Raw genomic sequence first — 25,250 nt, 5'->3', positions numbered from 1 at the left:
TTTTGCCGGAACACCAACGCCGGCTACGCTAAAAATTTTGGGAAACGACTATGTCTGACAAATACGATGTGATTGTAATTGGTTCTGGCCCGGCCGGTTATGTGGCCGCTATTCGCGCCGCTCAGTTGGGTTTGAAAACCGCCTGTATCGAGAAGTGGAAAGACGATAAAGGTAAGGGTGTTAACGGTGGAACCTGTCTGAACGTCGGCTGTATTCCATCAAAAGCGCTGCTGGATAGCTCGGAAAAATATCACGAGGCCGAAGTATCGTTTAGCAAGCACGGTATTTCGACCGGCAAGCTGGCCATTGATGTACCCGCCATGATCGAGCGCAAAAACAAAGTGGTTCAGCAAATGTCAGGCGGCATTGGGGGCTTGTTTCAGGCCAACAAAGTAACCAGTCTGTTTGGTACGGGTAAGCTGCTGGCCGGTAAGAAAGTCGAGTACACCAACAATGATGGTAAAACCGAAACCTTAGAAGCCGAGAACGTGATTCTGGCCTCAGGTTCTGTTCCCGTTAATATCGGTGTTGCCCCGGTGGATAACGATGTGATCGTTGATTCAACTGGCGCGCTGGAGTTTACCGAAGTGCCTAAGCGTTTGGGTGTTATCGGTGCCGGTGTTATCGGCCTTGAGCTCGGCAGCGTTTGGAAGCGTCTTGGCTCTGAAGTGGTATTGCTTGAAGCGATGGATAACTTTCTGGCCATGATGGACCAGCAAATTGCCAAAGAGTCGCTGAAGATTTTTGGCAAACAAGGGCTGGATATTCGCCTGAGCTGTCGCGTAACGGGTTCGGAAGTTAAGGCTAAAGGTAAAAAGAAAGAAGTTACCGTAACCTTCACCGATAAAGACGGCAACGAGCAACAGGAAACCTTTGATAAGCTGATTGTTTGTGTTGGTCGTAAACCTTACACCGATGGCCTGCTGGCTGAAGACAGCGGCGTTAATCTGGATGAGCGCGGCTTTATCTATGTTAACGATCTGTGCTCTACCGATGCACCGGGAGTATGGGCTGTAGGTGATGTTGTGCGCGGCCCAATGCTGGCGCACAAAGGCTCCGAAGAAGGCGTTATGGTTGCCGAGCGCATCGCCGGGCAAAAGCCTTTGGTTAACTACGATATCATCCCCAATGTGATCTACACTCACCCAGAGGTTGCCTCAGTTGGTAAAACAGAAGAGCAGCTTAAAGCCGACGGCGAGCCCTACGAAGTAGGTACCTTTCCGTTTTTGGCCATTGGTCGCGCGGTAGCCGCCGATCAGGCTGAAGGTATGGTTAAAATGATTGCCCACGCTGAAACTGACCGTATTTTGGGTTGCCACATTGTTGGTCCAAGCGCCTCAGATTTGATTCAGGAAGTGGCGATCGCGATGGAATTTGGCGCCAGTGCCGAGGATATTGGCATGACCGTATTTGGTCACCCCACATTCTCCGAGGCCGTCAAAGAAGCAGCGTTGGCAGTGGCGGGTCACGCCATTCATATGCCAAACCGTAAGCGCAAAAAATAATTATTTAAAACAACGATGAAGCACTGAGCCTCTCGATGGCGGCATGTTATCGAGTTGGCTTTGTGGTCGCGACCTAGAGCCACTAGAGGCGCGATCGGGAAGAACCAGGTGCAGGAGCGGTGTATGCGACTTTGTGTTACACAAACTGTCGTAGAAAGTTTCGCCGGCTTGCTAGCAGTTTTTAAATCACGTTAACAGAACGGAAGAACATCATGAATTTGCATGAGTACCAAGGCAAACAATTGTTTGCGCAATATGGTTTGCCCGTCTCCCAGGGTGTAGCGGCTCAAACCCCCGCTGAAGCGGCGGCCGCGGCCGATACAATTGGCGGCAATGAGTTTGTGGTTAAAGCTCAGGTTCATGCCGGCGGCCGCGGTAAAGCGGGCGGTGTGAAACTGGTTAAAACCAAAGGTGAAATCGAGGCGTTTGCCAAGCAGTGGCTGGGCAAAAATCTGGTGACCTATCAAACTGATGAAAAAGGTCAGCCGGTTAGCCGTATTTTGGTGGAAACCTGTACCGATATCGATAAAGAGCTGTACTTAGGTGCCGTACTTGATCGCTCAAGCCGTCGCATCGTCTTTATGGCCTCTACCGAAGGTGGTGTAGAGATCGAGAAAGTGGCCGAAGAAACTCCTGAGAAAATCCTGAAAGCAACCGTTGATCCTTTAACCGGTGCTCAGCCTTATCAGGGCCGCGAGCTGGCGTTTAAACTGGGCCTGGAAGGCAAGCAGGTTAAGCAGTTTGTGCATATCTTTTTGGGCTTGGCTAAGCTGTTTAAAGAAAAAGACTTGGCGCTGATCGAAGTGAACCCATTGGTTATTACTCCAGCGGGCGATTTGCACTGCCTGGATGCCAAAGTCGCTATCGATGGCAATGCCTTGTACCGTCATGCGGACTTGCGTGAAATGCACGACCCGTCGCAAGAAGACGAGCGCGAAGCACATGCCGCTAAGTGGGAGCTTAACTACGTAGCACTGGATGGCAACATCGGCTGCATGGTTAATGGCGCAGGCTTGGCCATGGGCACCATGGATATCGTTAAGCTGCACGGTGGCGCTCCGGCCAACTTCCTTGACGTGGGCGGCGGTGCAACCAAAGAGCGCGTTGTTGAAGCGTTTAAAATTATCTTGTCTGACGAAAATGTTAAAGCCGTATTGATTAACATTTTTGGCGGTATTGTTCGCTGCGACCTGATTGCCGAAGGTGTTATTGGCGCCGTAGAAGAAGTAGGCGTTAAAGTACCGGTAGTGGTTCGCCTGGAAGGTAACAATGCTGAGCTGGGTGCAAAAGTGCTGGCTGACAGTGGTTTGAATATTATTGCTGCGACCAGTCTGACTGATGCTGCCGAGCAAGTAGTAAAAGCAGCGGAGGGCAAATAAATGAGCGTTTTAATCAATAAAGATACTAAAGTTATCTGTCAGGGTTTTACCGGTTCACAAGGTACTTTTCACTCTGAACAAGCGATCGCCTACGGCACCAAAATGGTTGGCGGTGTAACCCCTGGTAAAGGCGGCCAAACGCACCTGGGCCTGCCGGTATTTGATACCGTAGCCGAAGCGGTTGCCGAAACTGGTGCTGAGGCCTCGGTCATTTATGTTCCCGCGGCTTTTTGTAAGGATTCAATCCTGGAAGCGGCTAACGGTGGCATTAAGCTGATCGTTTGTATCACCGAAGGTATTCCAACGCTTGATATGCTTGACTGTAAAGTTAAGTGTGACGAGCTGGGTGTGCGCTTAATTGGCCCTAACTGCCCCGGTGTTATCACCCCCGGCGAATGTAAAATTGGCATTATGCCTGGTCACATTCACAAGCCAGGTAAAGTGGGCATCGTATCGCGCTCTGGTACCTTAACCTATGAAGCGGTTAAGCAGACCACCGATTACGGCTTTGGTCAGTCAACTTGTGTGGGTATTGGTGGTGATCCGATTCCGGGTTCTAACTTTATCGATATCCTGCAGATGTTCCAGGACGATCCACAGACCGAAGCGATCGTTATGATCGGTGAGATCGGTGGTAGTGCCGAGGAAGAAGCAGCCGCGTTCATCAAGGCCAATGTCACCAAGCCTGTTGTGTCTTACATCGCCGGTGTTACCGCACCTGCCGGTAAGCGTATGGGCCATGCTGGTGCCATTATCGCCGGTGGTAAAGGTACTGCCGACGAGAAGTTTGCCGCTCTGGAAGACGCCGGTGTTAAAACCGTGCGCAGCTTGGCCGACATCGGTACTGCACTAAAAGAAGTAACTGGCTGGTAAGTTTTACAGTTGTTACCAAAAGGCGGCCAATCGGCCGCCTTTTTTGTATCTGGATGATGCTATCCTAGCGGGCAACATTGCGAAGGTCGGGCTTCTCTGGCATGGTGGTTAAACGGTAAATGCGGGTTAAAAACGCTTTTCTTTTAGCTCAAAATGTGGAAAATTGCGCGACCTTGAGCGGGTATTAGCTCGCTACCGGCACACCCTACACAGGAGTTGAGCGATTGAAACAAACCACAGATAGTTGGTCGGCGAAGCACTCGGCTGAACTTTACGGCATCGAGGAGTGGGGCAGCGGCTATTTTGGTATCAATGAGGCAGGCAATGTCGAGGTGCGTGCTCCGGGGGAGCGCGCCGATGTGGCGGTTGATTTAACCCATATTATCGATGGGCTGCAGCAGCGTGGGTTGGAGATGCCGGTGTTGCTGCGTATCGAGAATCTCGTTGACAGCCGCATTAGTATCCTCAACGAATCGTTTGCCGAGGCTATCGCCACAACGGGCTATCAAGGCGTCTATCGTGGCGCATTCCCCATTAAAGTAAACCAGCAAAGCCATATCGTGGAAGAAATAGCCCGGTTTGGTGAGCGTTACAACCATGGCTTAGAGGCAGGCAGTAAAGCCGAGCTGATGATCGCTATGTCGACCCTCAAGAACCGCGAGAGTCTTATTGTCTGCAATGGCTATAAAGACGCGGAATTTATCGATTTGGGGTTGCAGGCGCGTAAGTTGGGGTTTAAGTGTATTTTTGTGTTGGAGACCGTGGCCGAAGTTAAACTGGTCATCGAACGCAGTCGTCTGTTGAAGGTCGACCCGATTCTGGGTGTGCGGTTAAAACTATCGACTAAAGTAGAGGGGCACTGGGCCGAGGACAGCGGTGACCGCAGCTTGTTTGGTTTAACCACCAACCATTTGGTCGAGGTGATGGATGAGCTGCGCAGTGCCGGCTTGTTGCATTGCCTGGAGCTGTTGCATTTTCATCTGGGCTCACAAATTCCCAACATCCGCAGTATTCGTGCGGGCGTGTTAGAGGCGTGCCGTTACTATATTGCCATGGTAAGTGAAGGCGCTCCGCTAAATTATATTGACTTGGGTGGCGGCCTGGCGATTGATTACGATGGCACCAGCAGTGTCAGCGGTCACAGCCGTAACTATTCCGTTCAGGAGTATTGTGTCGATGTGGTTGAGGCGCTGGCCCAGCAGTTAAATGCTCATAACTTACCGCATCCGACTATCGTTACTGAATCGGGTCGTGCGACCGTCGCGCACACCTCGGTACTGTTGTTTAATGTGCTGGATGTGGGGCACTTTGAACCGGGGCCTGTGCCCGATGAATTGCCAGAGGGCAGTCACGAGCAAGTCTCTAATCTGTGGTTTACCTTAAAAGCCATTAATGTCAGTAAGCTTCAAGAAAGCTATAACGACGTAATCTATTACCGGGATCAGGTTCGCGATTGTTTTTTTGCGGGCGAGGTAAGCTTGCGCGAGCGCGCATTTGCCGAAAACCTGTGCCTTGAAGGCTTGCAGCGGATTGTTGCGCTGCTGCCCGAGATGAAGCGAATCCCGCCAGAGCTTGAACAGCTGCCCGAGCAGTTGGCTGATATTTACTATGGTAATTTTAGTGTGTTTCAGTCTCTGCCAGACTCATGGGCTATCAATCAGGTGTTTCCCGTTATGCCGATTCACCGGCTGAACGAAAAGCCCAGCCGGCAGGCGACTATTGCCGATTTAACCTGTGATTGTGACGGTAAGCTCGATAGCTTTGCCGGGCCCGAGGGAGAAACCCGCACCTTGTCACTGCATCCGATAAAAACCGGTGAAGAGTATTATCTGGGTGTGTTTCTGGTTGGCGCTTACCAGGAGACACTTGGCGATTTACACAATCTTTTTGGCGATACGAATGTTGCCAGTGTGCGGATTAACGCCGACGCAACGCTCGACTTTGTGCACGAGTTACATGGTGACAGTATTGCCGATGTGTTGAGCTATGTAGAGTATGATCCGCAACAGATGTTTCGTCAGTTTCGCGTTGCCGCCGAGCAGGCGGTGCGCGATGGCCGTATCAATGTGTCGGAACGTCAGAGTATGCTAAACGCATACTCTGAGAGCCTGCGCGGCTACACCTATTTTGAACGTTAATGACCCAGCGTTAGAGGAAAGGATTATGGCTAAAGTAATGATTATCGGTGCCGGCGGTGTCGGTGGTGTGGTGGCGCACAAGTGTGCTCAGTTGCCGGAAGTGTTTACTGAGATTGTATTGGCCAGTCGCACAGAGTCTAAGTGTAAAGCGATTGCCGCCCAGCTACCGCGCCCTGTCGCCACCGCTCAGGTAGACGCCGATAATGTCGCTGAAACCGTTGCGCTGTTAAAGCGTGAACAGCCAGACCTGGTCATTAATGTGGCGTTGCCGTATCAAGACCTGGCGATTATGGATGCCTGCCTTGAGGCCGGCGTGGATTATCTGGATACCGCCAACTATGAGTCGCCAGAAGAGGCGAAGTTTGAGTACAAGTGGCAGTGGGCGTATCAGGATAAGTTCACCCAGGCCGGCCGTATGGCGTTATTAGGCTCTGGATTTGATCCGGGTGTTACCAATGTGTATACCGCGTACCTTAAAAAGCATTATCTCGATGAGATTCACTATTTAGATATTATTGATTGTAACGCGGGTGACCATGGCCAACCGTTTGCTACTAATTTTAACCCTGAGATTAATATTCGTGAAGTTACGGCCAATGGCCGCTACTGGCAAGATGGCCAGTGGCAGGAAACGGCTCCGTTAAAAGAGAATCGCTCGTTTGATTTTCCGGCGGGTATTGGCCCCAAGCAAATTTATCTGATGTACCACGAAGAGCTGGAGTCGATTACCAAACACTTGCCCGAGATCAAGCGCGCCCGTTTTTGGATGACCTTCTCGGATAACTATTTAAAGCATCTGGAGGTACTGGGTAATATCGGCATGACCTCTATCGAGCCGGTAGAGTTTGAAGGTAAAGAAATTGTGCCACTGCAGTTTTTGAAGGCGCTGTTACCGGACCCTGCCAGCCTCGGCCCGCTCACCAAAGGTAAAACCTGTATCGGATGCGTGGCACAGGGGGTTAAGGATGGTGTTAAAAAGACTTATTATATCTACAATATTTGTGACCATGAAGAGTGCTACGCCGAGGTTCAGTCGCAAGCGATCTCTTACACCACGGGCGTACCGGCGATGATTGGTGCGAAAATGATGCTCGAGAAAAAGTGGGCGGCCGCTGGGGTTTGGAATATGGAGCAGCTGGACCCGGACCCTTTTATGGAAGATTTAAACAAATATGGTTTGCCCTGGCAGGTGGTTGAGATTGATCAGCCAACCGGAATGGAAGAGTAATTAGCAGCCACTGTATTCAATGAGTCAAAAACGGCGGCGTGAGCCGCCGTTTTTCTATCGCGTTAAACGGAAATCGCTATGAAAAAACGTCAATACTTTACGCAGTTTGATGCGACAAAAGTACCTTCTCCCTGTTTTGTGGTGGATCGTGCGGCGATAGAAGATAACCTCAAGTTGCTGCATCGGGTGGGTGTTGAAAGCGGCGCGAAAGTGTTGGGTGCGCTCAAAGCGTTTAGTTGTTGGTCACTGGCTGATTTAAATCGAAAGTACCTCTGGGGGAGTTGTGCCAGTGGCGTGAACGAGGCGAAGTTGGCACGTGAGTACTACGGCGGCGAGGTACACACCTATTCTGCGGCGTTTAAAGAGGCCGACTTAATTGAGGTGCTCAAGCTCTCCGATCATGTGGTTTTTAACTCCATGAGCCAGTGGCAACGTTTTAAATCGCTTTGCCTGGCGGCAAAAGAGAAGCGTCCCGAATTAAAGTTTGGTTTGCGCATTAACCCCGAGCACTCGGAAGGTGATGTTCCTCTGTATGATCCGTGTGCGCCTAAATCCAGAATGGGCGTGCCCATCTCGGAGTTTGACCCGACGCTGCTGGAGGGTATCTCGGGGCTGCATTTTCATACGCTGTGCGAACAGGACGTTCCGCCATTGGCACGTACCTTAGCCGCGGTTGAGCAAAAGTTTGGTCGCTATTTAAACGATTTGGAGTGGGTTAACTTTGGTGGTGGCCATCATATTACGCGCGAGAACTATCAAATTGCTGAGCTTGTTAGTTTGGTGCGCGAGTTTTCTGAAAAGTTTGACGTGCAGGTGTACTTAGAGCCTGGCGAGGCGGTCGCGATACGCAGTGGCGTGTTGGTGGCCGAAGTGCTGGATGTGTTTACCAGTACGGTGCCGCAGGCGATACTCGATACGTCGGCTACCTGTCATATGCCGGATACCTTAGAAATGCCTTATCGGGCCGATATTTTTGGCGCCGGTGAGGCGGGCGAAACCCCCTACACTTATCGACTGGGAGGGATGACGTGCCTGGCAGGCGATGTGATTGGTGACTACAGTTTTGACCGGCCGCTCGAGGTCGGTCAACGGCTGGTGTTTGACGATATGGCCCATTACACCATGGTTAAAACCACCACGTTTAACGGTATTAACTTGCCGGCTATTGCTCTGTGGGATTCTCGCACTGACACATTAGAAGTGATTCGCGAGTTTGGCTACGACGACTTTAAAATGCGGTTATCCTGACTGAAAAACACGTTAAATTCAGGGGGCGGCGACTATTAGCGAGTTAAAATCTGTCTGACCCTTGCCTGCAGTGTGGGCACTACTTCTTGCTCAAACCACGGGTGTTTTGCCAACCAGCGGTTGTTGCGGCCGCTGGGGTGGGGCAGGGGCAGCTGCTCGGGCCAGTAGTGGCGCCAATTACGCACGCGCTCGGTAAGTGTTTTTTCCCGGTTGGGCAGGTGGTAGGCCTGAGCATATTGTCCGATCACTAGGGTTAGCTCAATGTTGGCTAAATACTGCATTAACTCCTGTCGCCAGGCGGGAGCGCATTCAGGGCGCGGTGGTAAATCACCGCTGGTGCCGCTGCCTGGGTAACAAAACCCCATCGGCACAAGCGCAAATAGGTTAGGGTTGTAAAACTGCTCGCGGGTAACGCCCAGCCAGCGGCGCAAACGCTCACCGCTGGGGTCATCGAACGGTCGTCCTGCCTCGTGGGCGAGTTTGCCGGGCGCCTGCGCCGCGATTAGTATTTTGGCACTGTGTTCGGCCTGCAATATGGGTCTGGGAGGCAGGGGCAATTGAGACGCACACAGGGTACATTGGCGAATTCGGCGCATTAATGTTGTATCGTGTGTTGTGGGCATAAAACACTGTCGCTGCGGTGAAAAAAGTTGGGCTGGTGCTCGATAATCTCTGTGACAATACTGTCATAAATCTGAAGAAACAAGCGGTTAACATAGGGCTTTTGTATCTAATATGAGGCCACTTTGACTCCTATCTTAATTGCTGTTGCCGGTGCCTCGGGCTCGGGCAAAACAACGCTGGCGCGACAACTGGCGCCACTGCTTAGCGCTGATGCCACACCGGCGCCGGTGATCAGTTTAGACCGCTACTACCGCGATTACTCTCACCTAGAGCTGCACCAGCGTGCGGCCATTAATTTTGATCATCCCGATAGCCTTAATCTAACTCGCTTTGCGGCTGATTTGCGTGCCTGGCGTAAGGGTGCTGCTGTGGCGCCACCGGGGTATGATTTTGCTCAGCACCGGCCGCTGCAGGCGCGCGAGCGTATTAAAGCGGCTCCGGTTATGATTGTCGAAGGGATTTTGGTGTTGCATAGCCCGGCGCTGCGAGAGTTGTTTCAGCTGGCGCTGTTTATCGATACCCCCCTAGAGACGTGCTTGTCGCGCCGAATCGAGCGCGATATTCGCGAGCGGGGACGCAGCCGGGAGTCCGTTATTGCACAATTTTCGCAAACGGTTATACCTATGACGCAGCAGTTCGTATTGCCGCAGCAGCGCTACGCGGATGTGGTGGTAGCGTCAGATGACAAGCCTGCGATAGTCGCCGAGACGATTCGAAAACACCTATTGGGCACACTATGTCAGCACTGATAAGCCTGTTCGGTATTCTGGTGTTACTGGTTGTGGCCATCACACTGGGGGAGAACCGTCGCCGGATTAACTGGCGCACCGTTGTGGCGGCACTGCTCTGTCAGCTTGGCCTGGGGGCGTTGGTGCTTTACTCCACCTGGGGGCGGGCGCGGCTCGATGATATTTCCCAGGCGGTACTGCAAGTGATCAGCTACGGTCAAAACGGCATTGAATTTATGTTTGGCGAATTAGCCGGCGACTCTTTGGGGTTTATTTTTGCCTTTAATGTGCTGCCGGTGGTGATATTTTTTTCGTCGCTGGTGGCGGTGCTGTATTACCTGGGAATCATGCAGTGGGTTATACGGCTGCTCGGTGGCGCGCTGCGCTGGTTGCTGGGTACCAGCCGGGCCGAGTCGCTCTCGGCGACGGCCAATATTTTTGTCGGGCATACTGAGGCCCCGATGGTGGTAAAGCCCTTTATCGCCAGTATGACGCGCTCAGAGCTGTTTGCCGTTATGGTCGGCGGGATGGCAACGGTCGCCGGCTCTGTGTTGGCCGGATATGTGGGGTTGGGTATCGATCTGCGCTACTTGCTGGCGGCGAGTTTTATGGCGGCCCCTGGCGGGTTTTTAATGGCGAAAATAATGGTGCCCGAAACAGCCACTCCCAATGAGCAGTTAGATGAAATAGCAGCCCGGGAGCAGCACTACAGTAACGTCTTTGATGCCGCGGCCGGCGGCGCCTCCAGCGGCTTACAAATGGCGGTTAATATTGGCGCTATGCTAATTGCCTTTATTGGTCTTATCGCTTTGCTCAATGGTTTATTGGGCTTGATAGGGCAGTGGGTTGGCATCGAGCAGCTTTCGCTGCAGTGGCTGCTGGGCTATCTCTTTCAGCCACTGGCTTTTGTCTTGGGGGTTCCCTGGGGGGAGAGCCAGCTGGCAGGCAGCCTCATTGGACAAAAGTTGGTGTTAAACGAGTTTGTCGCGTTTATTGATCTTGCCGCCCATCGCGAGCAGTTATCCGGGCACTCGACGGCCATTGTGTCCATCGCCCTGTGCGGTTTTGCCAATTTTGGGTCATTGGCGGTACTGTTAGGTGGCTTTGCCACGCTTGCACCCAGCCGCCGGCAGGAGGTGGCGCAAATGGGGCTTAAGGCCGTAGTGGCAGGCTTTTTGGCCAATATGATGAGCGCCGCTATCGCGGGCTTTTATCTCTCTTTAATGTAGCCTCAGCCCCCGTTTTTGTTCGGTTTAGTGGCTCTTAGGCAAAGTCCCGGGGCCGGCCGATGAGATACCGGTACCCGAGTAGGATCACCGCCCGTTAAGGAGTTTTAAGTCGCCGCCTATCCGTATAATGGGACGACATAAAAGTGTTTATCTTGAGGCGGTGTGAAGGGTTGGTTTGCCGCTCACGATGTGGGCCGTTATTACGGTGCCGTCAATGCCAAAGCGGCCGATATGGATGGTGACGGCGATTTGGATATTGTTGCCAGCAGTTGGGTGAATGATTGGGACGACCCTAAGCGCAACGCGCTTATCTGGTATGAAAATAAGGGCGCGCAGGCGTTTGTGCCACACCCGATCAGTCAGGGTTATCGCGGTTTAGTGCCGTTGGTTATTGAAGACTTTAATGGTGATGGGTTGGCCGATATTTTAACGGGCGCCTTTCGTATGGATTTGCTTCATGAGGCGCTTAATCGCGATGGCGATCGCTTGAGCTTTGAGCTAAACCGCGCAGGCTACGCCCCAGTAATGATCGCCTGATGATTTTTCTTGCTGTCGATAAGTCTGCAACGCCCACTGCTCAATAAAAATGTTTTGCCAAGGCCTCTTGCGCGGGCCTTGTTCTATTGTATAATTACCGAAGTTTCAGAAATTAGTGAAAATTCATGTCACCGTTAATCGAATCTTTTGTGCGCCACTTTGGCGAAATGGGTAGCCGTTGGGGCATTAACCGCACGGTAGGGCAAATGTATGCCTATATTGTTTTATCAGAAGAGCCGGTTAATGCCGATGAATTGGCGGCCGAATTATCCGTGTCACGCTCAAATGTCAGCATGGGCTTAAAAGAGCTGCAAAGCTGGAATCTGGTGCGCTTAAAGCATATCGCCGGCGATAGGAAAGACTACTTTACCGCCCCTGAAGATGTTTGGGAGATTGCCCGTACCCTGCTTAACGAGCGGCGCAAACGAGAGATCGACCCAACGCTGACGGTGATGCGTGAGCTGCTGATGGACAAGCCGGCCGACAGTAGCGAGCGGTATGCGCAATCGCGCATAGAGGACATGTACAAGTTAATCGAGATGATGATCCACTGGAGCGATGAGATTCAACGTCTGTCGCCCAAACAGCTGGCCCGTATGCTCAAGCTTGGTGCTGGTGTCAGTAAGCTGCTCAGTTAGCAAGGCAATTTATTTAATCCATCGAGGTAGCTATGTTGGATGTCTTTATGCTGTCGCGAATTCAATTTGCGGCCAATATCACTTTTCATATTTTATTTCCTACCATCACCATTGCCCTGTGCTGGCTGCTGCTGTTTTTTAAGCTGCGTTACGATCGCACGGGTAATCAGGCGTGGATGGCCGCTTACCGTTTTTGGGTGAAAATCTTTGCCCTTTGCTTTGCTCTGGGGGTTGTCAGTGGTATCACCATGTCCTTCCAGTTTGGGACCAATTGGCCCGGATACATGGAGACGGTTGGTAATATCGCCGGGCCGCTTTTGGGGTATGAGGTGCTCACAGCATTTTTTTTAGAGGCAACCTTTTTAGGCATTATGCTGTATGGCTCCAAACGCGTGTCTAACAGGCTGCACACTATAGCGACGGGCCTGGTCGCTGTGGGTACCTCGTTATCGGCTTTTTGGATTCTGGCCCTAAACAGCTGGATGCAAACACCTGCGGGCTTTGAGATGCGCGATGGCGTGGCGTTTCCGGTTGATTGGACGGCGATTATTTTTAATCCTTCGATGCCTTACCGGGTAACCCACATGTTATTGGCATCTGGTTTAACGGCGGCGTTTTTTGTCGCGGGGGTGTCGGCGTATCGTTTGTTGCGTAAAGATCGCTCAGAGGAGGTGCGTTTAACGTTAAAGACCGGAGTGTATCTGGCGGCTATGTTAATTCCGCTGCAAATTTTTGTGGGCGACCTGCATGGCCTGAATACTCTCGAGCATCAACCCGCCAAAATAGCGGCGATGGAAGGTGTTTGGCACACCGAGCGGGGGGCTCCGTTACAGTTATTTGCGCTGCCTAATGAGCAAACCCAGAGTAATGATTATTCTATATCGATTCCGCGAGGCGCTAGCTGGATATTAACGCACTCCGGCGACGGTGAAATTAAAGGGCTTAACGAGTTCGCGGGTGAGCACCCACCCGTTATGCCGGTGTTTTGGGGGTTTCGGGTGATGGTGGGCATGGGGCTATTAATGTTGTTGATGTCGTGGAGCTGCTCGGTGCAGCTGTGGCGGCGCGATCGTATTGGTCCGCTTTGGCAGCGCGCCTTAGTAGCGATGACGTTTTCGGGTTGGCTGGCGACACTGGCGGGTTGGTATGTGACTGAGATCGGCCGTCAACCGTTTTTGGTGTATGGGGTTTTAAAAACCGCTGATGCCGTCACCGCTACCGCATCGGGCAATGTACTGTTTACGGCGGTTACGTATGTGCTCGTCTATATTGTATTGATTGTCGCTTTTTTGCATACATTGTTTTATTTGGCCCGCAAGGCAGTTGAGAGCGATGTAGAACCACTGGCCACAACGGCTAAGGAGGCGAAGTTATGAGCGGAGAAGCGTATTGGTTGCCCGTGATTTTTGTCGCCCTGATGGGACTTTCAATTTTGATTTATGCCGTGCTTGACGGTTTTGATCTTGGCGTGGGCATCTTGCTGCCCATGGGTAAGCCTGATCACCGCCATACCATGATAGCTTCAATCGGGCCGTTTTGGGATGCTAACGAGACTTGGTTGGTGCTGGCTGTGGGCCTGCTGCTTATTGCTTTTCCGACGGCTCACAGTGCGGTATTAGGGTACTTGTATCTGCCGGCATTTTTTTTACTGTTTGGGCTGATCTTGCGGGGAGTGGCATTTGATTTTAGGGCAAAAGCGCGCGCCGATTTTCAAAACCGCTGGGATCGCTGCTTTAAGGCAGGCTCTATTATCGCATCACTCGCTCAGGGCTACATGCTGGGGATTTATGTTACCGGCTTTAGTGGTGGCCCCCTGGCGGTAAGCTTTGGGCTACTCAGTGCGGTATGTGTTACCGCCGCCTACGCCTTTGTCGGTGCCTGCTGGCTGATTTTAAAAACCGAAGGTGACTTGCAACGCTGGGCGGCAGGGCGGGCTAAAGTCACGGCAATTATTATGATTGTGGGGGTTCTGGCGGTGAGTGCAGTAAACCCTATAATGAGTAGTGAGGTGTTTGATAAGTGGTTTAGTTTGCCCGAGGCGTTCTTATTGCTGCTTATTCCGTTTATGTGCGCGATTTTGTTTGTCACATTATTTGTGTACCTTCGCCACTTTCCCTACAACAATGACTTTGGCAGTTGGGTGCCGTTTGCCTGCGCTGTCGGTATTTTTGTGCTGTGTTTTCAGGCGTTGGCCTATAGTTACTTTCCCTATATCGTGCCGGGTAAGCTCACTATCTGGGAGGCGGCCAGTGCCCCGGAATCGTTGCGCTTTATTTTGTACGGTGCCGCGATCGTGTTGCCCAGCATTATTGCTTACACCGTTTTTATGTACCGTATTTTTCGCGGTAAAGCTCAGGCATTAAGTTATTACTGATTGATTGTCGGGCGAGGTTATGCGATTTTTTTTGACGTGGTAGCATAAGCAAACTTGCTACTGGTCAAACGTTTACAAGGTTTCCTATGCCCGCAAAATCAAAGTCCCTTGCCACCCCAAAACAGGCAAGCTCTGACAAGCACCTATATAAACTGCATGGATTGCTGTTGCCTCAGGCGCAGCACAAAGAGATTCGCCGGTTTAAGCGGCTGTACGACGAGCCTTCACTGCACGGTACTAAAGTGTGGCGCTCCAGTGCGGTGCTTATGGACTACCTGTTGCAAAACCCCATTAAGAAGGGGGCTAAAGTCGTCGAGATTGGCTGCGGCTGGGGCGGTTTAAGTTGTTTTATGGCGCAGCAGTTTAATGCGCGGGTTACGGCTCTCGATGCCGACGCTGCACTTGCCCCTTACGTCGAGTTTGTGAAACAACTGAACGATGTTAAGCGGGTAACCTTTCAGGCTAAGCGCTTTGAAAAAATCACTAAAAAAGATTTACAGGGTGTTCATACTCTTATTGGCAGTGAGATTTGCTTTTGGGATGAGATGACAGCGCCACTGTTTAATTTAATTAAACGGGCACGCGCCGCCGGGGTTAAGCGGGTTTTGATCGCCGACCCGGGTAGGACGCCATTTTTAAAGCTGGTAGATTTGTGTGATGAGAAGTTTGAGTGCGATATGTTTGGCCACAGTATCAAAAAGCCCTGGAAAACAGAAAAGTTTATTCTGAAGCTTGATAATTAAGCTTTTTAAGCCCGACCGACATAATTATACCGCGGACTCGCCCGAGTCCGTGAGCCCACAAAATTGCAACCATCCTGTGTAACTCGTACACCCACGCTCGCCAGAGTGTTCCACTCAAACCCAGAAGTTGGGAAAATGTCGCTAAAAGTAGTGATTACCGCTTAACATGCCGCCGTGAAGGGGGGTTAATAGTTGGCTTACGTTTTGCTCTAACCTAGGTAGGTCTTTTTGTGGTATGGCTTAATGCCCTCCGTAAAAAGGAACGCGCCGCGAGGCGCCACTACTGGTGAGGTAATGGTATGCGTATTACACATGAGAATGTTAAAAGCGAGTTTTTGACCGACGATTTAAACGGTTTAATCAGTCGCCACCACGATCTGTTGCAAAGTTATCAGGATGCCTGGGATAAGGTGCGGGCACCCAGTTTGCGCCGGGTGTTTGACAGTGTTGTGCGCGGCCATGAGCGTGCGATTGAAACGCTTAGTGAGGTGGTAGAGGCGCATCACGAAGACGTATCATCAGGGCCTGACTTAGGGGCGGTTCCGGCGCGGATGCGGGTGATTTTTGGCAAGTTGCTAAGCGATGCCGCGGTAGTGCGGGCAATGCTGACCAATGAGCAAAAGTTATTGCGCATGTACACGGCGACTATTAACTCCATGGTATACCTGCCCGAGTTTGAGCAGGTATTGTTGGATAACCGCCTCGATACACAAAAACGTGTGGCTCGCTTAGAGTTGGTTATCGGCTTGGACGGCTAATAAGGCTGCAGCTTAGGCAGCGCGCTTGTATCTCTGCCTCACGGCCGAATAGCTCTGTGAGCGCTTCCTGGCCGCGTTTACCAAGCCCGCCGCCCAGGTGGTTTAGGGTGTTTAAAGCGCCCAGTGAGCTCTGCCAATCGCCGGGTAAGCTAACGCCCGCATTAGCCAGCTGCATCATAAGCTGCTCCATGGGGGTTAGTGGCGGGGTGATTTCTTTAGTTTTCCACTCAGGTAGCTCTGCCATTGCCGCGGCGGCGGCCGTGGCTTCTTGTAGCGTGCCCAGCTGATCCACAAGCCCCAGCTTTTTAGCGTGCTCACCGCTCCAGACTCGCCCCTGGGCGATCTCGTGTACTTGCTCCAGCGTAAGGTCGCGCGCGTCGGCTACGGTTTGTAAAAAACGCTGGTAAGTGCTGTCTACACTCATTTGTAACACCGCGGCCGCGGGCTCGCTAAGCGCGCGGCTGGGGTCCATGCTGCCGGCTAACTCGCTGGTGGCTATACCGTCGGTGTACACACCCAGCTTCGCAAGCGACTGCTCGAGAGTGGGCATAATGCTAAAAACCCCGATCGAGCCGGTAATGGTCGTGGGCAGAGCCCAGATCTCATCACCGCCGGTTGCTATCCAGTAGCCCCCGCTGGCCGCAACACTGCCCATACTGATGACCACGGGGATGCCTGCATTGCGGGTGGCTTCGAGTTCGGCACGGATGATTTCTGAGGCAAAAGCACTGCCTCCGGGGCTGTCGACCCGGATGACCAGCGCTTTAATATCTTTGTCTTCGCGCGCCTGACGCAGTAGCTGAATAAAGGTTTCGCTGCCAACCACACCCGGCGGTTGGTCGCCTCCGTAGATGGCGCCCCGGGCGGTGATTACGCCCACATAGTTGGCGCCGGGGAGGGGTAGCTCGCGGCGGTGTTGTAAATAGCGAGACCAGTTAACGTGCTGGTATTGATCGGTTCTGTCGTCGAACCCGAACCGTTCTATCAGATTACGACTGATGTCCTGCCTACTCGCGACAGTATCGACTAGGCCGGCCTGTTGTGCCATCAGTGCCGTGTCGCCTCCGGCGTCTTGTAACAGTTTGGTTGAATTGTTGATGATGTCGTCGATGGCGCCACTGGGCAGTTCGCGCTGCGTTTCGATCGTATGACGATAAGCTTGCCATAGCGTATCGAGCCACAGGCGGTTGTGTTCCCGCGATGCCTCGGACATATCGTTGCGGGTGTAGGGCTCCACCGCGTCTTTGTATTTGCCCACTTTAAACACGTGCAGATTGACGGCGAGTTTATCCAGCGCGTCTTTAAAATACTGGTGGTAGCTGGCAAAGCCTGTTAACAAAACAAAGCCCATGTCGTGCAAGTAGACTTCATCGGCGTAGCTTGCCAAAAAATACTGATCCTGATTATAGCTATCGGACACGGCGGTAATCGATTTACCGCTGCTCTTAAACTGCTCAAGTGCCTGACCGATTTCGTAGAGCTTGCTTACCCCGCCGCCGCGCAGATTATTTAAATCGAGCACCAAATGGCTTACCTGTTCATCATTGGCGGCAAGGTTGATGGCGTGTACAACATCGGCCACCAGAGTTTCGGCCTGCTCGGCCGATTCGTCAGCGGTAAGCGCAGCGAGTGCGTCTACGGCCTGGCGTTGATCGACTAACATGCCCGAGGGGGCGAGGCGCAGGGCGAAGTTTTGTGGCAACACGTCGGCTCGGTTCTGTCCGATAAGCGCAAGTATTACAACGACAATGATAATAAAGATGACGTTGGCCAGGGCGCGTCTAAGCCAGGTAATTGCTCCCCAGATACTGGCAAAAAGTTGGCGGACAGGTCCTTTGCGCTTTGGGTTTTCGCTGTTGCTCACTTCATCTTCCTTTTGGTGCTAAATGGTTGGGTAGGGTGGGCACACACCTTCAAAATGACGCCTAGATTACGAACAAGCCTGAAAGCCCGGGTACGTAGGGGGTTTCAGCAGCCTGCTAGGCATCCGTTGGCGGGTTTTGACTTAGTGCCAGGCGCGAGTGCTGCCGCCAGCGGCTGCTCATCATGGCGGCAAGAAACAGTATCACCGACAGGGCGGTAGCCAGATAATCGACCAGATTGCCAAACGGCGACATAGCCTCGACCACAAACGCGGTAAAGTAAAACAAAATAACAAAGCACAGCCAGCTGTAGGTGCGGTGATGGCCAATCCAGATGCCGGGTATAAATAGCGCTAAGGGCACGCATTGCACTAAAGCGCGAAATATACTGCCGCTCGGCTCAAATAAATTGCTAAAACAAAAGAGCGCAATCAGGCTTAACAGGCACGCCAGGGTTATCAGGCGCCCTTGTTGGTAGCGCCGGGTTAGGGGGGCGACGTCGGCGGCACTGTACTCAGGTATTTTCATTATTAACGGGTATCCAGTTGTAAGGCTAAACGCGCCAGGCGTTGCCCTTGAGCGTGGCAGAGTGCGATTTCGGTGTCGCTTAAGCCGTTTGCCTTTTGGCCCGACCAGTGGGTCACCCCGTAGGGGGTGCCACCGCTGTGGGTTTGATTGAGCTCTGCCTCGCTGTAGGGAATACCACTGATAAGCATGCCGTGGTGCAACAGCGGCAACATCATGCTAAGCAGGGTCGACTCCTGTCCGCCATGTAGGCTATTGCTGGCGCTAAAGACGCCGGCAGGTTTATTGATCAGGCTGCCCTCAAGCCATAAATCGCTGGTGGTGTCTAAAAAGTGCTTTAGCGGTGCGGCCATATTGCCAAAGCGGGTTGGGCTGCCAAGTAATAAGCCGCTGCAGTGGCGTAAATCATCGGCTGTTGCATAGATTGCCCCCTCGGCGGGAATCGCCGGGGCGCTGGGCTCACAATCTGGCGACACTGGCGGAACCGTGCGAAGGCGGGCTTCAATCTGGCCTGCGCGCTCGACCCCGTGAGCCAGCTCACGTGCCAAAGCCGCGGTGGTGCCTCCGCGGCTGTAATATAAGATAAGTACGTAGGGTAGGTTGCTCATAAGCGGCTCAGCCTATAATCTCCAGTACTTGCTCTGGCGGCCGTCCCAGCCGGGCGCGATTACCGTTAATTACAATCGGGCGCTCTATAAGTTTGGGGTGGCGACACATCGCGCTAATAAGCTGTGTGTCTGATAGCGAGCTATCGGTCAGCTTGAGGGTTTTGTAATCGGCTTCTTGGGTGCGCAGTAACTCTCGCGGCCTGATCTTGAGCTTGTTGATGACTTCGCTCAGCTCAGCGGGAGTCGGCGGGGTGTCCAGGTATTTGATAATCTCGGGTGTTAAACCTTGCTCTTGCAGCAATGTCAGTGTTTGGCGTGATTTAGAACACCGCGGGTTGTGGTAGATAGACAGCATAGAGTGACACCGATGACAGCTAATAATTGTGCCGATTATAGCGTTTTAGGGCGCTGCGGGGCACCCCATGGGTGGCGCGATCTGCGCGCCTTAGTTAAAAAGCGTTTATTGCTTGGCTCTGGTAGGCCTCTCGTGGCTATAATGAAGGATGAAAATAGCAAATACGCTTCGGCAATAATAACGGTCAGTGAATGAGCACACCGCTGCTAATATGTGATGATTCCAATATGGCTCGCAAGCAAGTCGCGCGCGCCTTGCCCGATGCTTGGGATGTCGAGATCAGCTTTGCCGCCAATGGCGCTGAGGCACTTCAGGCGATTCGCGATGGCTTGGGTGAGGTCGTGTTGTTGGATCTTACCATGCCCGAAATGGACGGTTTTGAGGTGCTGGAGGCTATCGCTACCGAGCGTTTAAAGTGTTTGGTGATTGTTATTTCTGGCGATATTCAGCCCGCCGCCCGCGAGCGAGTGACAGCGCTGGGCGCCATCGACTTTATTAAAAAACCGGTCAGTGCCGCCGCATTAGAGCAAACCCTAACCACTTACGGCTTAGTGTAACTGTGACGGTGGCTGGGCCTGCGCTCAGGCGACTTCTTTGGGGTAGCCCCTTCGTTATACTCTGGCTCCACATCCTTTTCGTTAAGCTTTCGCATCATGCGTTTATCCAAATTCGGTAACCAGTTCAATCAAGGCTCGGGCATTGTCTCTCTGATGGAGGATCTGGGCGATGCGCTGCGGGTTAACCCCGATATGCTGTTTCTTGGCGGTGGCAATCCCGCCCGTATCCCCGCCGTGGAGCAGGCGCTAGCCAATGCCCTGCAGCAGGTAATGGATGACCCGGTTAAGTCGCAGCAAATGCTTGGGGTTTATCAGTCGCCGGCGGGCGATACTGCCTTGCTGGATGATTTGGTGGCGCTGCTCAACCGGGAGTTTCAGTGGGGCTTAACGCGCGAGAATCTGGCGCTCGCTAATGGCAGTCAATCCGCTTTTTTTGTGTTGTTCAATATGCTGGCCGGCGAAGGTTGTGACGGCATTAAACGACATATCCAGTTGCCGCTGGTGCCCGAGTACTTAGGCTACAGTGATTTGGGCTTAAGCGAGGATTTTTTTCGCGCGGACCGCCCCACTATTGAGTTGATCGGCGAGCACCAGTTTAAGTACCACGTGGATTTAAGCGGGCTTGCGGTTGATGCGCGCAGCGCCGCGCTGTGTGTATCACGCCCCACAAATCCAACCGGCAACGTAATCACCGATGCAGAGATGGCGCGACTGGATCAGTTGGCGCGGGCCCACAATATCCCGCTAATTGTCGATGGCGCTTACGGCACGCCGTTTCCCGGGATCATTTTTACCGATGTCAGCCCCAGCTGGAACAGCAATACTATTTTGGTGTTGAGCTTGTCCAAACTCGGATTGCCCGGGGCGCGCACCTCGGTTGTTATTGCCTGTGAGTCTTTAATTCAATCGTTCGCCCGCGCCAATACGGTGCTCAGTTTGGCTGTGGGTAATATGGGGCCAGCTATTGCACGTCAGCTTATTGCCAATGAGCAGTTGTTGGCGCTCGGGCGCGAAGCGGTAACGCCTTTTTATCGTGAGCGTGCCCTGCACACTGTTGCACTCATAGAGCAGGCGCTGGCGGGCTTGCCGTTTCGGTTGCACCGACCCGAGGGGGCGATATTTTTGTGGCTTTGGCTGGAAGGGCTGCCGATTACCAGTGAGCAGCTCTACCAGCGCCTAAAAAAACGCGGGGTATTGGTGATCTCGGGGCATCATTTTTTTCCGGGTTTAACCGAGCCCTGGCAACATCAGCATGAGTGCCTGCGACTTAGCTATGGCCAGCCTATCGATGTGATCCGTCGGGCGATTGACATCTTAGGCGATGAAATCCGCGGGCTTTACCGCCAGAGGTGAGTCGCTGCGGTATCACTCGGGTCGCGCCCGTGGTGAGTGTCCTGTCATAAATATGACACTTTGGTTTGCCACAGTGAGCGTCCTTATCGAAACCTGAGACAAGCCCTGTGAGCGAAAATAATTCTTCCATGAGCCCGGTGCGTCCGACTGAGCCCGTCCACGTACGCAATTTAAACATGTTTTTTGCCGTGGCGATGTTTGCCATTACGGCCTATTTTGTTTTTTGGGGTATGGGCTACACCAATAATAACCACACCATTATATTTTTATTAGCCACAGCGTTTGGCCTTTTTATGGCTTTTAATATTGGTGGCAATGATGTGGCCAACTCGTTTGGCACCAGTGTCGGGGCGGGCACGTTAACCATAACCCAGGCGCTTGTGGTAGCCGCGATTTTTGAAGTCAGTGGTGCGGTTATCGCCGGTGGTGAAGTGACCAAAACCATTCGCAAAGGTATTGTGGATTTGTCCGCAATGCACATCGAACCGATGCAGTTTGTTTACATTATGATGGCGGCGCTACTGGCGGCGGCGCTGTGGTTGATGTTTGCCTCCCGACGCGGCTATCCGGTTTCGACCACACACTCCATTATTGGCGGTATTGTCGGTAGCTCTATTGCGTTGGGGGTTGTGCTAAACGGTGCTGATGCCGCATTTGATTTGGTCATGTGGGATAAGGTGGGCGCCATTGCCGCCTCGTGGGTTATCTCGCCGCTGCTAGGCGGTATCGTGTCTTATTTTTTGTACGGCACTATCAAAAAGCACGTCCTGCGTTACAACGAAAAGGCCGACGAGCACTTAGGTTATATTAAACAACAAAAAATAGAGCACCGGGAAGCTTTTAAAAGCTCGTTTGAGCGCTTGAGTGAAATTCAGAAAATCTCTTACACCAGTGCCATGGCCCGTGATGCGGCGACAATTAATGATGCCCGCTTTACCCCGGAGGAGCTGGAGTCGGATTATTTTCGCGAGCTTCACCGAATTGATAGACAGGCTGAGAATGTCGATGCCCATAAGGCGCTGGAGCAGTGGGTGCCGCTATTTGCGGCTTTGGGCGGTATGGTAATTTCATCCATGCTGCTCTTTAAAGGGTTAAAAAATATGGAGCTGGGGCTGTCCACGCTGCATAATTATTTGATTATTGGCATGGTGGGGGCGGCCATTTGGATGGCCACCTTTATTTTCGCCCGCACCCTTAAGGGCACATCGCTCAATCGCTCGACATGGTTAATGTTTAGCTGGATGCAGGTTTTTACCGCGGCCGGCTTTGCCTTTAGTCACGGCTCTAATGATATTGCCAATGCCATCGGGCCCTTTGCCGCTATTTTAGAGGTTTTGCGCACTGGCGCCATTGGCTCTACGGCCGCGGTGCCAACGGTGGCGATGGTGACTTTTGGTGTGGCGTTAATTGTCGGGCTTTGGTTTATCGGTAAAGAGGTGATTCAAACCGTGGGCCATAATCTAACAAAAATGCATCCCGCGTCGGGTTTTTCGGCCGAACTGGCCGCCGCCGCGGTGGTGATGATGGCATCGACGATGGGGCTACCTGTATCGAGCACCCATATTTTGATTGGTGCCGTGTTGGGTATCGGGTTGGTGAATGCACAAACCAACTGGGGCTTGATGAAGCCGATTGCGCTCGCCTGGGTAATAACGCTGCCAGCGGCAGGTATTTTGAGCGGAATTATTTTTGTTGTGCTTAACCGTGTTTTTTAGTGCGGTTATCGGCTAATGACGGTGCAGTCAAGCTTGTCGGGCGTTAGCCTGGGCGGCGTTTGCGCAATCGCCACCAGGGGCGGGCGCTGTCCAGAATCAACGCCAAATGTTCTTGTTTGCGCTGTTCACTGTCAAAAAAATAAAAATCTTCTGTTGGGTTGCGGTGTAACCATTTGTTGGCGGCCTGAACCTGAACCGTTGTAAGTTTGGGAACCCCTAACTTTCGGTCGGCGTTATAGGTGTGGTTCCAGTCGATAAGTACGTCGTGGCGCGCCCGGAGAACGGCATCCTCCAGTGAGTCGTTCGCGACTCGGCGAGCGCTGAGAAATCCGATGATGCTCTGTTCGGTACCATTGTCAAAATAAATCTGAGTGCCGCAGAGCAAGACGTCAAAAAGGCGGGGCATGATGTAAGCGTTATCCTGTTTACTGTTTGTTACCGGGAGCGCCCGGGCTGGCGCTAAAAAGGCGTGAGAAATGTTTTCTAACCCGCACATTGTCGAGCCCGGCAATGCTACTGGAAAAACCAAACCAAACATATAGACCGTTTAAGTTTTTAAACATAGGCGGAAGAAAGCGTGGGGCAACGATATGGCCTAGCTGCAAGTGTTCTTGCAGGGCGGGGATGTCGTCCAGCGCTAATTTCCCCAGATACAACAGCGGGATCATTTCAGGGCGGCCGGCATAAATCGCGCTGCGAATAAAGCCGACGTTTTCGACAAAGCCTTTGACGTAGCTAATATCTTTGGTGAACACTGAGCCGCCAGTTAATGTGCCACCGCGAAATACCCTTTGTGCCACCCGGAAGCTGTCGTGCTCACTGTCGCCCCGCTCGCGAAAAAAGCGATACAACTCAACAAAATCAGCGCCGCGCTCTGCCATGTCAACGGCGACAACCCGGTCGCTCACCCGTTGCGCCCGTTTGGGAAAAGAGCTGAAGGTTAAGGTTTCCATTAACACCGCCATCCCCTCCTGAATGGCGGTGATACGCGGTGAGCCGACGCTAAGCCAGCTGGCCCAGGGTTGTGCGCGGCCATTGAGAGTGGTGCCTATATGTACCCAGCCCTCGTGTACCTCTAGGACGTTTAAATCCTGTGGGGTAAATGTCGAGCGCCGGTTAAGTTTTAAGCAATCGCCCCCGGCGGCGGCGTCCGAGACGATATCGTCGCTTAGGGTGACGTTGACGGTGCCGGGGGTGAAATATTCGTCCATACGTGCACTTAAGTATGCGGTAGCCTCGGTGGCGTTTAGTTGGCGCTTGCCAGAGGGGGTGAGCTGGGCCGCCGCGGGCAATGAAAACACGCGACACAACTCTTGGCCAACTTCCAGCAAGGTTTTGTTGTCGCCGGTGATGCAATCGCTGGGCGAGCCATAGAGGCGCCGGCTGAGTTCACCAAAACGTGCCGTACCACGCGAGCCCAGCATTTCAAGTACTAACCGGTACTGGCTAATGGTATCGCGCAAAATGCGCCCGAGTGCATCGTGCGCACCAAGCTGGCGAACAACGTCGCGCTCTAGCGCTACAAAAGAGTCGGTGAGTTTGTGGCGGTCAAAGGGCAGCGGGCTGTGTTCATAGTAATCGCGTCCAACATCGGGTAGGCGCTTACCTTCGCAGGCAAAAAAGCGCTCCTGCACCTCGTTGGGCCACTTGATGGCATCGAGAATACGGATAGGCTTTTGCAGGGCTACCAGTTGGTCGGATAAAGCTTTTAGCTTGGTAAGGTATATTTGTGTGTTGGAGCTTGCCATGGAAATACTCTGACGGGTCCTTCTAACCGGGGTGGACATAGAGTGCGCGCGTGCGGCGACTAGCAATGCTTATAAGTGTAGCGCGCTATTGCGTTAGTGTCGCTGCAATTATGGTGTCTTTTCTTCATACGTGACTTAGGGCATAGTAAGGCGGAGTGAATCTAAAAACATACCGGCCGGGTAGGTACGATGGCGTACGTTGAATTGGCAAAATTGCACGAGATCGAAGATGGTTTTATGCGCCCGGTGCGCCTTGCCGGCCTCGAGCTGTTACTGCTGCAAGAAGAGGGGCGACTTTATTTAATCGCCAACCAGTGTCCCCACCGCCAGGCACCGTTAACACGCGCTTCTCTTAACGGCAGTGTATTGCGCTGCCCAAGTCATGGAATTGAGTTCTCGCTCACCACCGGGCGTGCGCTTAACGCCTCAGAGTGTGAAGCTGGCTTGACGTTTTACCCGTTGGTATATGAAGGCTCGACTGTGGGCGTCGAGGTGAATGATCGATAGCACAATGTGTGAATCGAT

General features: G+C 52.6%; 25 protein-coding genes. 18 read left to right on the top strand and 7 right to left on the bottom strand.

Going from position 1 to position 25,250, the window contains the following annotated elements:
• Positions 1–50 precede the first annotated feature (50 nt).
• The 6 genes from lpdA (at position 51) to nspC (ending at position 8,371) form a co-directional block, all read left to right on the top strand.
• Positions 51–1,505 (top strand): dihydrolipoyl dehydrogenase, encoded by a 1,455-nt coding sequence (gene lpdA / locus AAC019_RS02940; protein ID WP_339897059.1) that lies wholly within the window; start codon positions 51–53, stop codon positions 1,503–1,505.
• A 212-nt stretch (positions 1,506–1,717) separates the two neighbouring features.
• Positions 1,718–2,884, top strand: a complete 1,167-nt coding sequence (gene sucC, locus AAC019_RS02935; protein ID WP_339897058.1) for an ADP-forming succinate--CoA ligase subunit beta — start codon at positions 1,718–1,720, stop codon at positions 2,882–2,884.
• Positions 2,885–3,757, top strand: coding sequence for a succinate--CoA ligase subunit alpha (gene sucD, locus AAC019_RS02930; RefSeq protein ID WP_041523056.1), 873 nt, complete (start codon positions 2,885–2,887; stop codon positions 3,755–3,757).
• Positions 3,758–3,981: 224 nt separating this feature from the next.
• Positions 3,982–5,895 (top strand): biosynthetic arginine decarboxylase, encoded by a 1,914-nt coding sequence (gene speA, locus AAC019_RS02925; protein WP_339897057.1) that lies wholly within the window; start codon positions 3,982–3,984, stop codon positions 5,893–5,895.
• A gap of 25 nt (positions 5,896–5,920) precedes the next feature.
• Positions 5,921–7,123 carry a saccharopine dehydrogenase family protein gene (locus AAC019_RS02920; protein ID WP_339897056.1) on the top strand — a complete coding sequence of 401 codons (1,203 nt, stop codon included), beginning with the start codon at positions 5,921–5,923 and terminating at the stop codon, positions 7,121–7,123.
• 78 nt (positions 7,124–7,201) lie between these two features.
• On the top strand, positions 7,202–8,371 hold the full coding sequence (gene nspC / locus AAC019_RS02915) for a carboxynorspermidine decarboxylase (protein WP_339897055.1): 1,170 nt from the start codon (positions 7,202–7,204) through the stop codon (positions 8,369–8,371).
• A 35-nt stretch (positions 8,372–8,406) separates the two neighbouring features.
• Here the strand turns inward: nspC and AAC019_RS02910 are convergent, their stop codons facing one another.
• Positions 8,407–8,994 carry a uracil-DNA glycosylase family protein gene (locus AAC019_RS02910; protein WP_339897054.1) on the bottom strand — a complete coding sequence of 196 codons (588 nt, stop codon included), beginning with the start codon at positions 8,992–8,994 and terminating at the stop codon, positions 8,407–8,409.
• Between the two features lie 123 nt (positions 8,995–9,117).
• Between AAC019_RS02910 and udk the strand changes: the two genes are divergently transcribed.
• From udk to AAC019_RS02870, 8 genes are all read left to right on the top strand, one after another.
• Positions 9,118–9,744 (top strand): uridine kinase, encoded by a 627-nt coding sequence (udk, locus tag AAC019_RS02905; protein ID WP_339897053.1) that lies wholly within the window; start codon positions 9,118–9,120, stop codon positions 9,742–9,744.
• Positions 9,732–10,952: a NupC/NupG family nucleoside CNT transporter gene (locus AAC019_RS02900; RefSeq protein WP_339897052.1), complete on the top strand. Its 1,221-nt coding sequence runs from the start codon at positions 9,732–9,734 to the stop codon at positions 10,950–10,952. The genes udk and AAC019_RS02900 overlap by 13 nt, the downstream gene beginning before the upstream one ends.
• Before the next feature lie 162 nt (positions 10,953–11,114).
• On the top strand, positions 11,115–11,489 hold the full coding sequence (locus AAC019_RS02895; RefSeq protein WP_339897051.1) for a VCBS repeat-containing protein: 375 nt from the start codon (positions 11,115–11,117) through the stop codon (positions 11,487–11,489).
• 125 nt (positions 11,490–11,614) lie between these two features.
• Positions 11,615–12,127 carry a GbsR/MarR family transcriptional regulator gene (locus AAC019_RS02890; RefSeq protein WP_339897050.1) on the top strand — a complete coding sequence of 171 codons (513 nt, stop codon included), beginning with the start codon at positions 11,615–11,617 and terminating at the stop codon, positions 12,125–12,127.
• 32 nt (positions 12,128–12,159) lie between these two features.
• Positions 12,160–13,503 (top strand): cytochrome ubiquinol oxidase subunit I, encoded by a 1,344-nt coding sequence (locus tag AAC019_RS02885; RefSeq protein WP_339897049.1) that lies wholly within the window; start codon positions 12,160–12,162, stop codon positions 13,501–13,503.
• Complete coding sequence (locus AAC019_RS02880) at positions 13,500–14,501, top strand: cytochrome d ubiquinol oxidase subunit II (protein WP_339897048.1); 1,002 nt, start codon at positions 13,500–13,502, stop codon at positions 14,499–14,501. Before AAC019_RS02885 ends, AAC019_RS02880 begins: the two co-directional genes overlap by 4 nt.
• An 86-nt stretch (positions 14,502–14,587) precedes the next feature.
• Positions 14,588–15,244: a methyltransferase domain-containing protein gene (locus AAC019_RS02875; RefSeq protein ID WP_339897047.1), complete on the top strand. Its 657-nt coding sequence runs from the start codon at positions 14,588–14,590 to the stop codon at positions 15,242–15,244.
• 299 nt (positions 15,245–15,543) lie between these two features.
• Entirely contained in the window at positions 15,544–16,002 is a 459-nt protein-coding gene (locus AAC019_RS02870) for a DUF2383 domain-containing protein (protein ID WP_339897046.1), read from the top strand.
• Here AAC019_RS02870 and sppA read toward each other — a convergent pair.
• From sppA to arsC, 4 genes are all read right to left on the bottom strand, one after another.
• Positions 15,983–17,866 carry a signal peptide peptidase SppA gene (gene sppA / locus AAC019_RS02865; RefSeq protein WP_339897045.1) on the bottom strand — a complete coding sequence of 628 codons (1,884 nt, stop codon included), beginning with the start codon at positions 17,864–17,866 and terminating at the stop codon, positions 15,983–15,985. The two genes, AAC019_RS02870 and sppA, sit on opposite strands and share 20 nt — an antisense overlap.
• A 115-nt stretch (positions 17,867–17,981) precedes the next feature.
• The gene (locus tag AAC019_RS02860; RefSeq protein WP_339897044.1) at positions 17,982–18,392 is read right to left on the bottom strand and encodes a DUF2069 domain-containing protein; all 411 of its coding nucleotides are present in this window, start codon (positions 18,390–18,392) and stop codon (positions 17,982–17,984) included.
• A 2-nt stretch (positions 18,393–18,394) separates the two neighbouring features.
• Positions 18,395–18,997, bottom strand: a complete 603-nt coding sequence (wrbA, locus tag AAC019_RS02855; RefSeq protein WP_339897043.1) for an NAD(P)H:quinone oxidoreductase — start codon at positions 18,995–18,997, stop codon at positions 18,395–18,397.
• A gap of 7 nt (positions 18,998–19,004) precedes the next feature.
• Positions 19,005–19,352: an arsenate reductase (glutaredoxin) gene (gene arsC / locus AAC019_RS02850; protein WP_339897042.1), complete on the bottom strand. Its 348-nt coding sequence runs from the start codon at positions 19,350–19,352 to the stop codon at positions 19,005–19,007.
• 191 nt (positions 19,353–19,543) lie between these two features.
• Here arsC and AAC019_RS02845 point away from each other — a divergent pair, with 191 nt between their 5' ends.
• From AAC019_RS02845 to AAC019_RS02835, 3 genes are all read left to right on the top strand, one after another.
• A complete protein-coding gene (locus AAC019_RS02845) occupies positions 19,544–19,909 on the top strand; it encodes a response regulator (protein ID WP_339897041.1) in 366 nt (121 codons plus the stop codon).
• Positions 19,910–20,005: 96 nt separating this feature from the next.
• Positions 20,006–21,262 (top strand): valine--pyruvate transaminase, encoded by a 1,257-nt coding sequence (locus tag AAC019_RS02840; protein ID WP_339897040.1) that lies wholly within the window; start codon positions 20,006–20,008, stop codon positions 21,260–21,262.
• 107 nt (positions 21,263–21,369) lie between these two features.
• Positions 21,370–22,977 carry an inorganic phosphate transporter gene (locus tag AAC019_RS02835; RefSeq protein WP_339897039.1) on the top strand — a complete coding sequence of 536 codons (1,608 nt, stop codon included), beginning with the start codon at positions 21,370–21,372 and terminating at the stop codon, positions 22,975–22,977.
• A gap of 43 nt (positions 22,978–23,020) precedes the next feature.
• Here the strand turns inward: AAC019_RS02835 and AAC019_RS02830 are convergent, their stop codons facing one another.
• Together AAC019_RS02830 and AAC019_RS02825 are read right to left on the bottom strand one after the other, a co-directional pair.
• Positions 23,021–23,383 carry a hypothetical protein gene (locus AAC019_RS02830; protein ID WP_339897038.1) on the bottom strand — a complete coding sequence of 121 codons (363 nt, stop codon included), beginning with the start codon at positions 23,381–23,383 and terminating at the stop codon, positions 23,021–23,023.
• A gap of 19 nt (positions 23,384–23,402) precedes the next feature.
• The gene (locus tag AAC019_RS02825) at positions 23,403–24,725 is read right to left on the bottom strand and encodes a flavohemoglobin expression-modulating QEGLA motif protein (protein ID WP_339897037.1); all 1,323 of its coding nucleotides are present in this window, start codon (positions 24,723–24,725) and stop codon (positions 23,403–23,405) included.
• 189 nt (positions 24,726–24,914) lie between these two features.
• On the opposite strand from AAC019_RS02825, the gene AAC019_RS02820 reads away from it, so the two are divergent.
• Complete coding sequence (locus tag AAC019_RS02820; RefSeq protein ID WP_339897036.1) at positions 24,915–25,232, top strand: Rieske 2Fe-2S domain-containing protein; 318 nt, start codon at positions 24,915–24,917, stop codon at positions 25,230–25,232.
• Positions 25,233–25,250: the final 18 nt, after the last annotated feature.

Source organism: uncultured Gilvimarinus sp. (genome assembly GCF_963975215.1).
In the GTDB taxonomy this organism is placed as follows: domain Bacteria; phylum Pseudomonadota; class Gammaproteobacteria; order Pseudomonadales; family Cellvibrionaceae; genus Gilvimarinus.
Note: the sequence above shows the minus strand (reverse complement) of the source record. Positions and strands in the feature narration are given on the sequence as shown.

What these genes read in the sequence shown, in the direction of transcription:
- lpdA (WP_339897059.1), top strand. Translation starts at nt 51, where the DNA reads ATGTCTGACAAATACGATGTGATTGTAATTGGTTCTGGCCCGGCCGGT.
- sucC (WP_339897058.1), top strand. Translation starts at nt 1,718, where the DNA reads ATGAATTTGCATGAGTACCAAGGCAAACAATTGTTTGCGCAATATGGT.
- sucD (WP_041523056.1), top strand. Translation starts at nt 2,885, where the DNA reads ATGAGCGTTTTAATCAATAAAGATACTAAAGTTATCTGTCAGGGTTTT.
- AAC019_RS02920 (WP_339897056.1), top strand. Translation starts at nt 5,921, where the DNA reads ATGGCTAAAGTAATGATTATCGGTGCCGGCGGTGTCGGTGGTGTGGTG.
- nspC (WP_339897055.1), top strand. Translation starts at nt 7,202, where the DNA reads ATGAAAAAACGTCAATACTTTACGCAGTTTGATGCGACAAAAGTACCT.
- AAC019_RS02910 (WP_339897054.1), bottom strand. Translation starts at nt 8,994, where the DNA reads ATGCCCACAACACACGATACAACATTAATGCGCCGAATTCGCCAATGT.
- AAC019_RS02900 (WP_339897052.1), top strand. Translation starts at nt 9,732, where the DNA reads ATGTCAGCACTGATAAGCCTGTTCGGTATTCTGGTGTTACTGGTTGTG.
- AAC019_RS02890 (WP_339897050.1), top strand. Translation starts at nt 11,615, where the DNA reads ATGTCACCGTTAATCGAATCTTTTGTGCGCCACTTTGGCGAAATGGGT.
- AAC019_RS02885 (WP_339897049.1), top strand. Translation starts at nt 12,160, where the DNA reads ATGTTGGATGTCTTTATGCTGTCGCGAATTCAATTTGCGGCCAATATC.
- AAC019_RS02880 (WP_339897048.1), top strand. Translation starts at nt 13,500, where the DNA reads ATGAGCGGAGAAGCGTATTGGTTGCCCGTGATTTTTGTCGCCCTGATG.
- AAC019_RS02875 (WP_339897047.1), top strand. Translation starts at nt 14,588, where the DNA reads ATGCCCGCAAAATCAAAGTCCCTTGCCACCCCAAAACAGGCAAGCTCT.
- AAC019_RS02870 (WP_339897046.1), top strand. Translation starts at nt 15,544, where the DNA reads ATGCGTATTACACATGAGAATGTTAAAAGCGAGTTTTTGACCGACGAT.
- AAC019_RS02860 (WP_339897044.1), bottom strand. Translation starts at nt 18,392, where the DNA reads ATGAAAATACCTGAGTACAGTGCCGCCGACGTCGCCCCCCTAACCCGG.
- wrbA (WP_339897043.1), bottom strand. Translation starts at nt 18,997, where the DNA reads ATGAGCAACCTACCCTACGTACTTATCTTATATTACAGCCGCGGAGGC.
- arsC (WP_339897042.1), bottom strand. Translation starts at nt 19,352, where the DNA reads ATGCTGTCTATCTACCACAACCCGCGGTGTTCTAAATCACGCCAAACA.
- AAC019_RS02845 (WP_339897041.1), top strand. Translation starts at nt 19,544, where the DNA reads ATGAGCACACCGCTGCTAATATGTGATGATTCCAATATGGCTCGCAAG.
- AAC019_RS02840 (WP_339897040.1), top strand. Translation starts at nt 20,006, where the DNA reads ATGCGTTTATCCAAATTCGGTAACCAGTTCAATCAAGGCTCGGGCATT.
- AAC019_RS02830 (WP_339897038.1), bottom strand. Translation starts at nt 23,383, where the DNA reads ATGCCCCGCCTTTTTGACGTCTTGCTCTGCGGCACTCAGATTTATTTT.
- AAC019_RS02825 (WP_339897037.1), bottom strand. Translation starts at nt 24,725, where the DNA reads ATGGCAAGCTCCAACACACAAATATACCTTACCAAGCTAAAAGCTTTA.
- AAC019_RS02820 (WP_339897036.1), top strand. Translation starts at nt 24,915, where the DNA reads ATGGCGTACGTTGAATTGGCAAAATTGCACGAGATCGAAGATGGTTTT.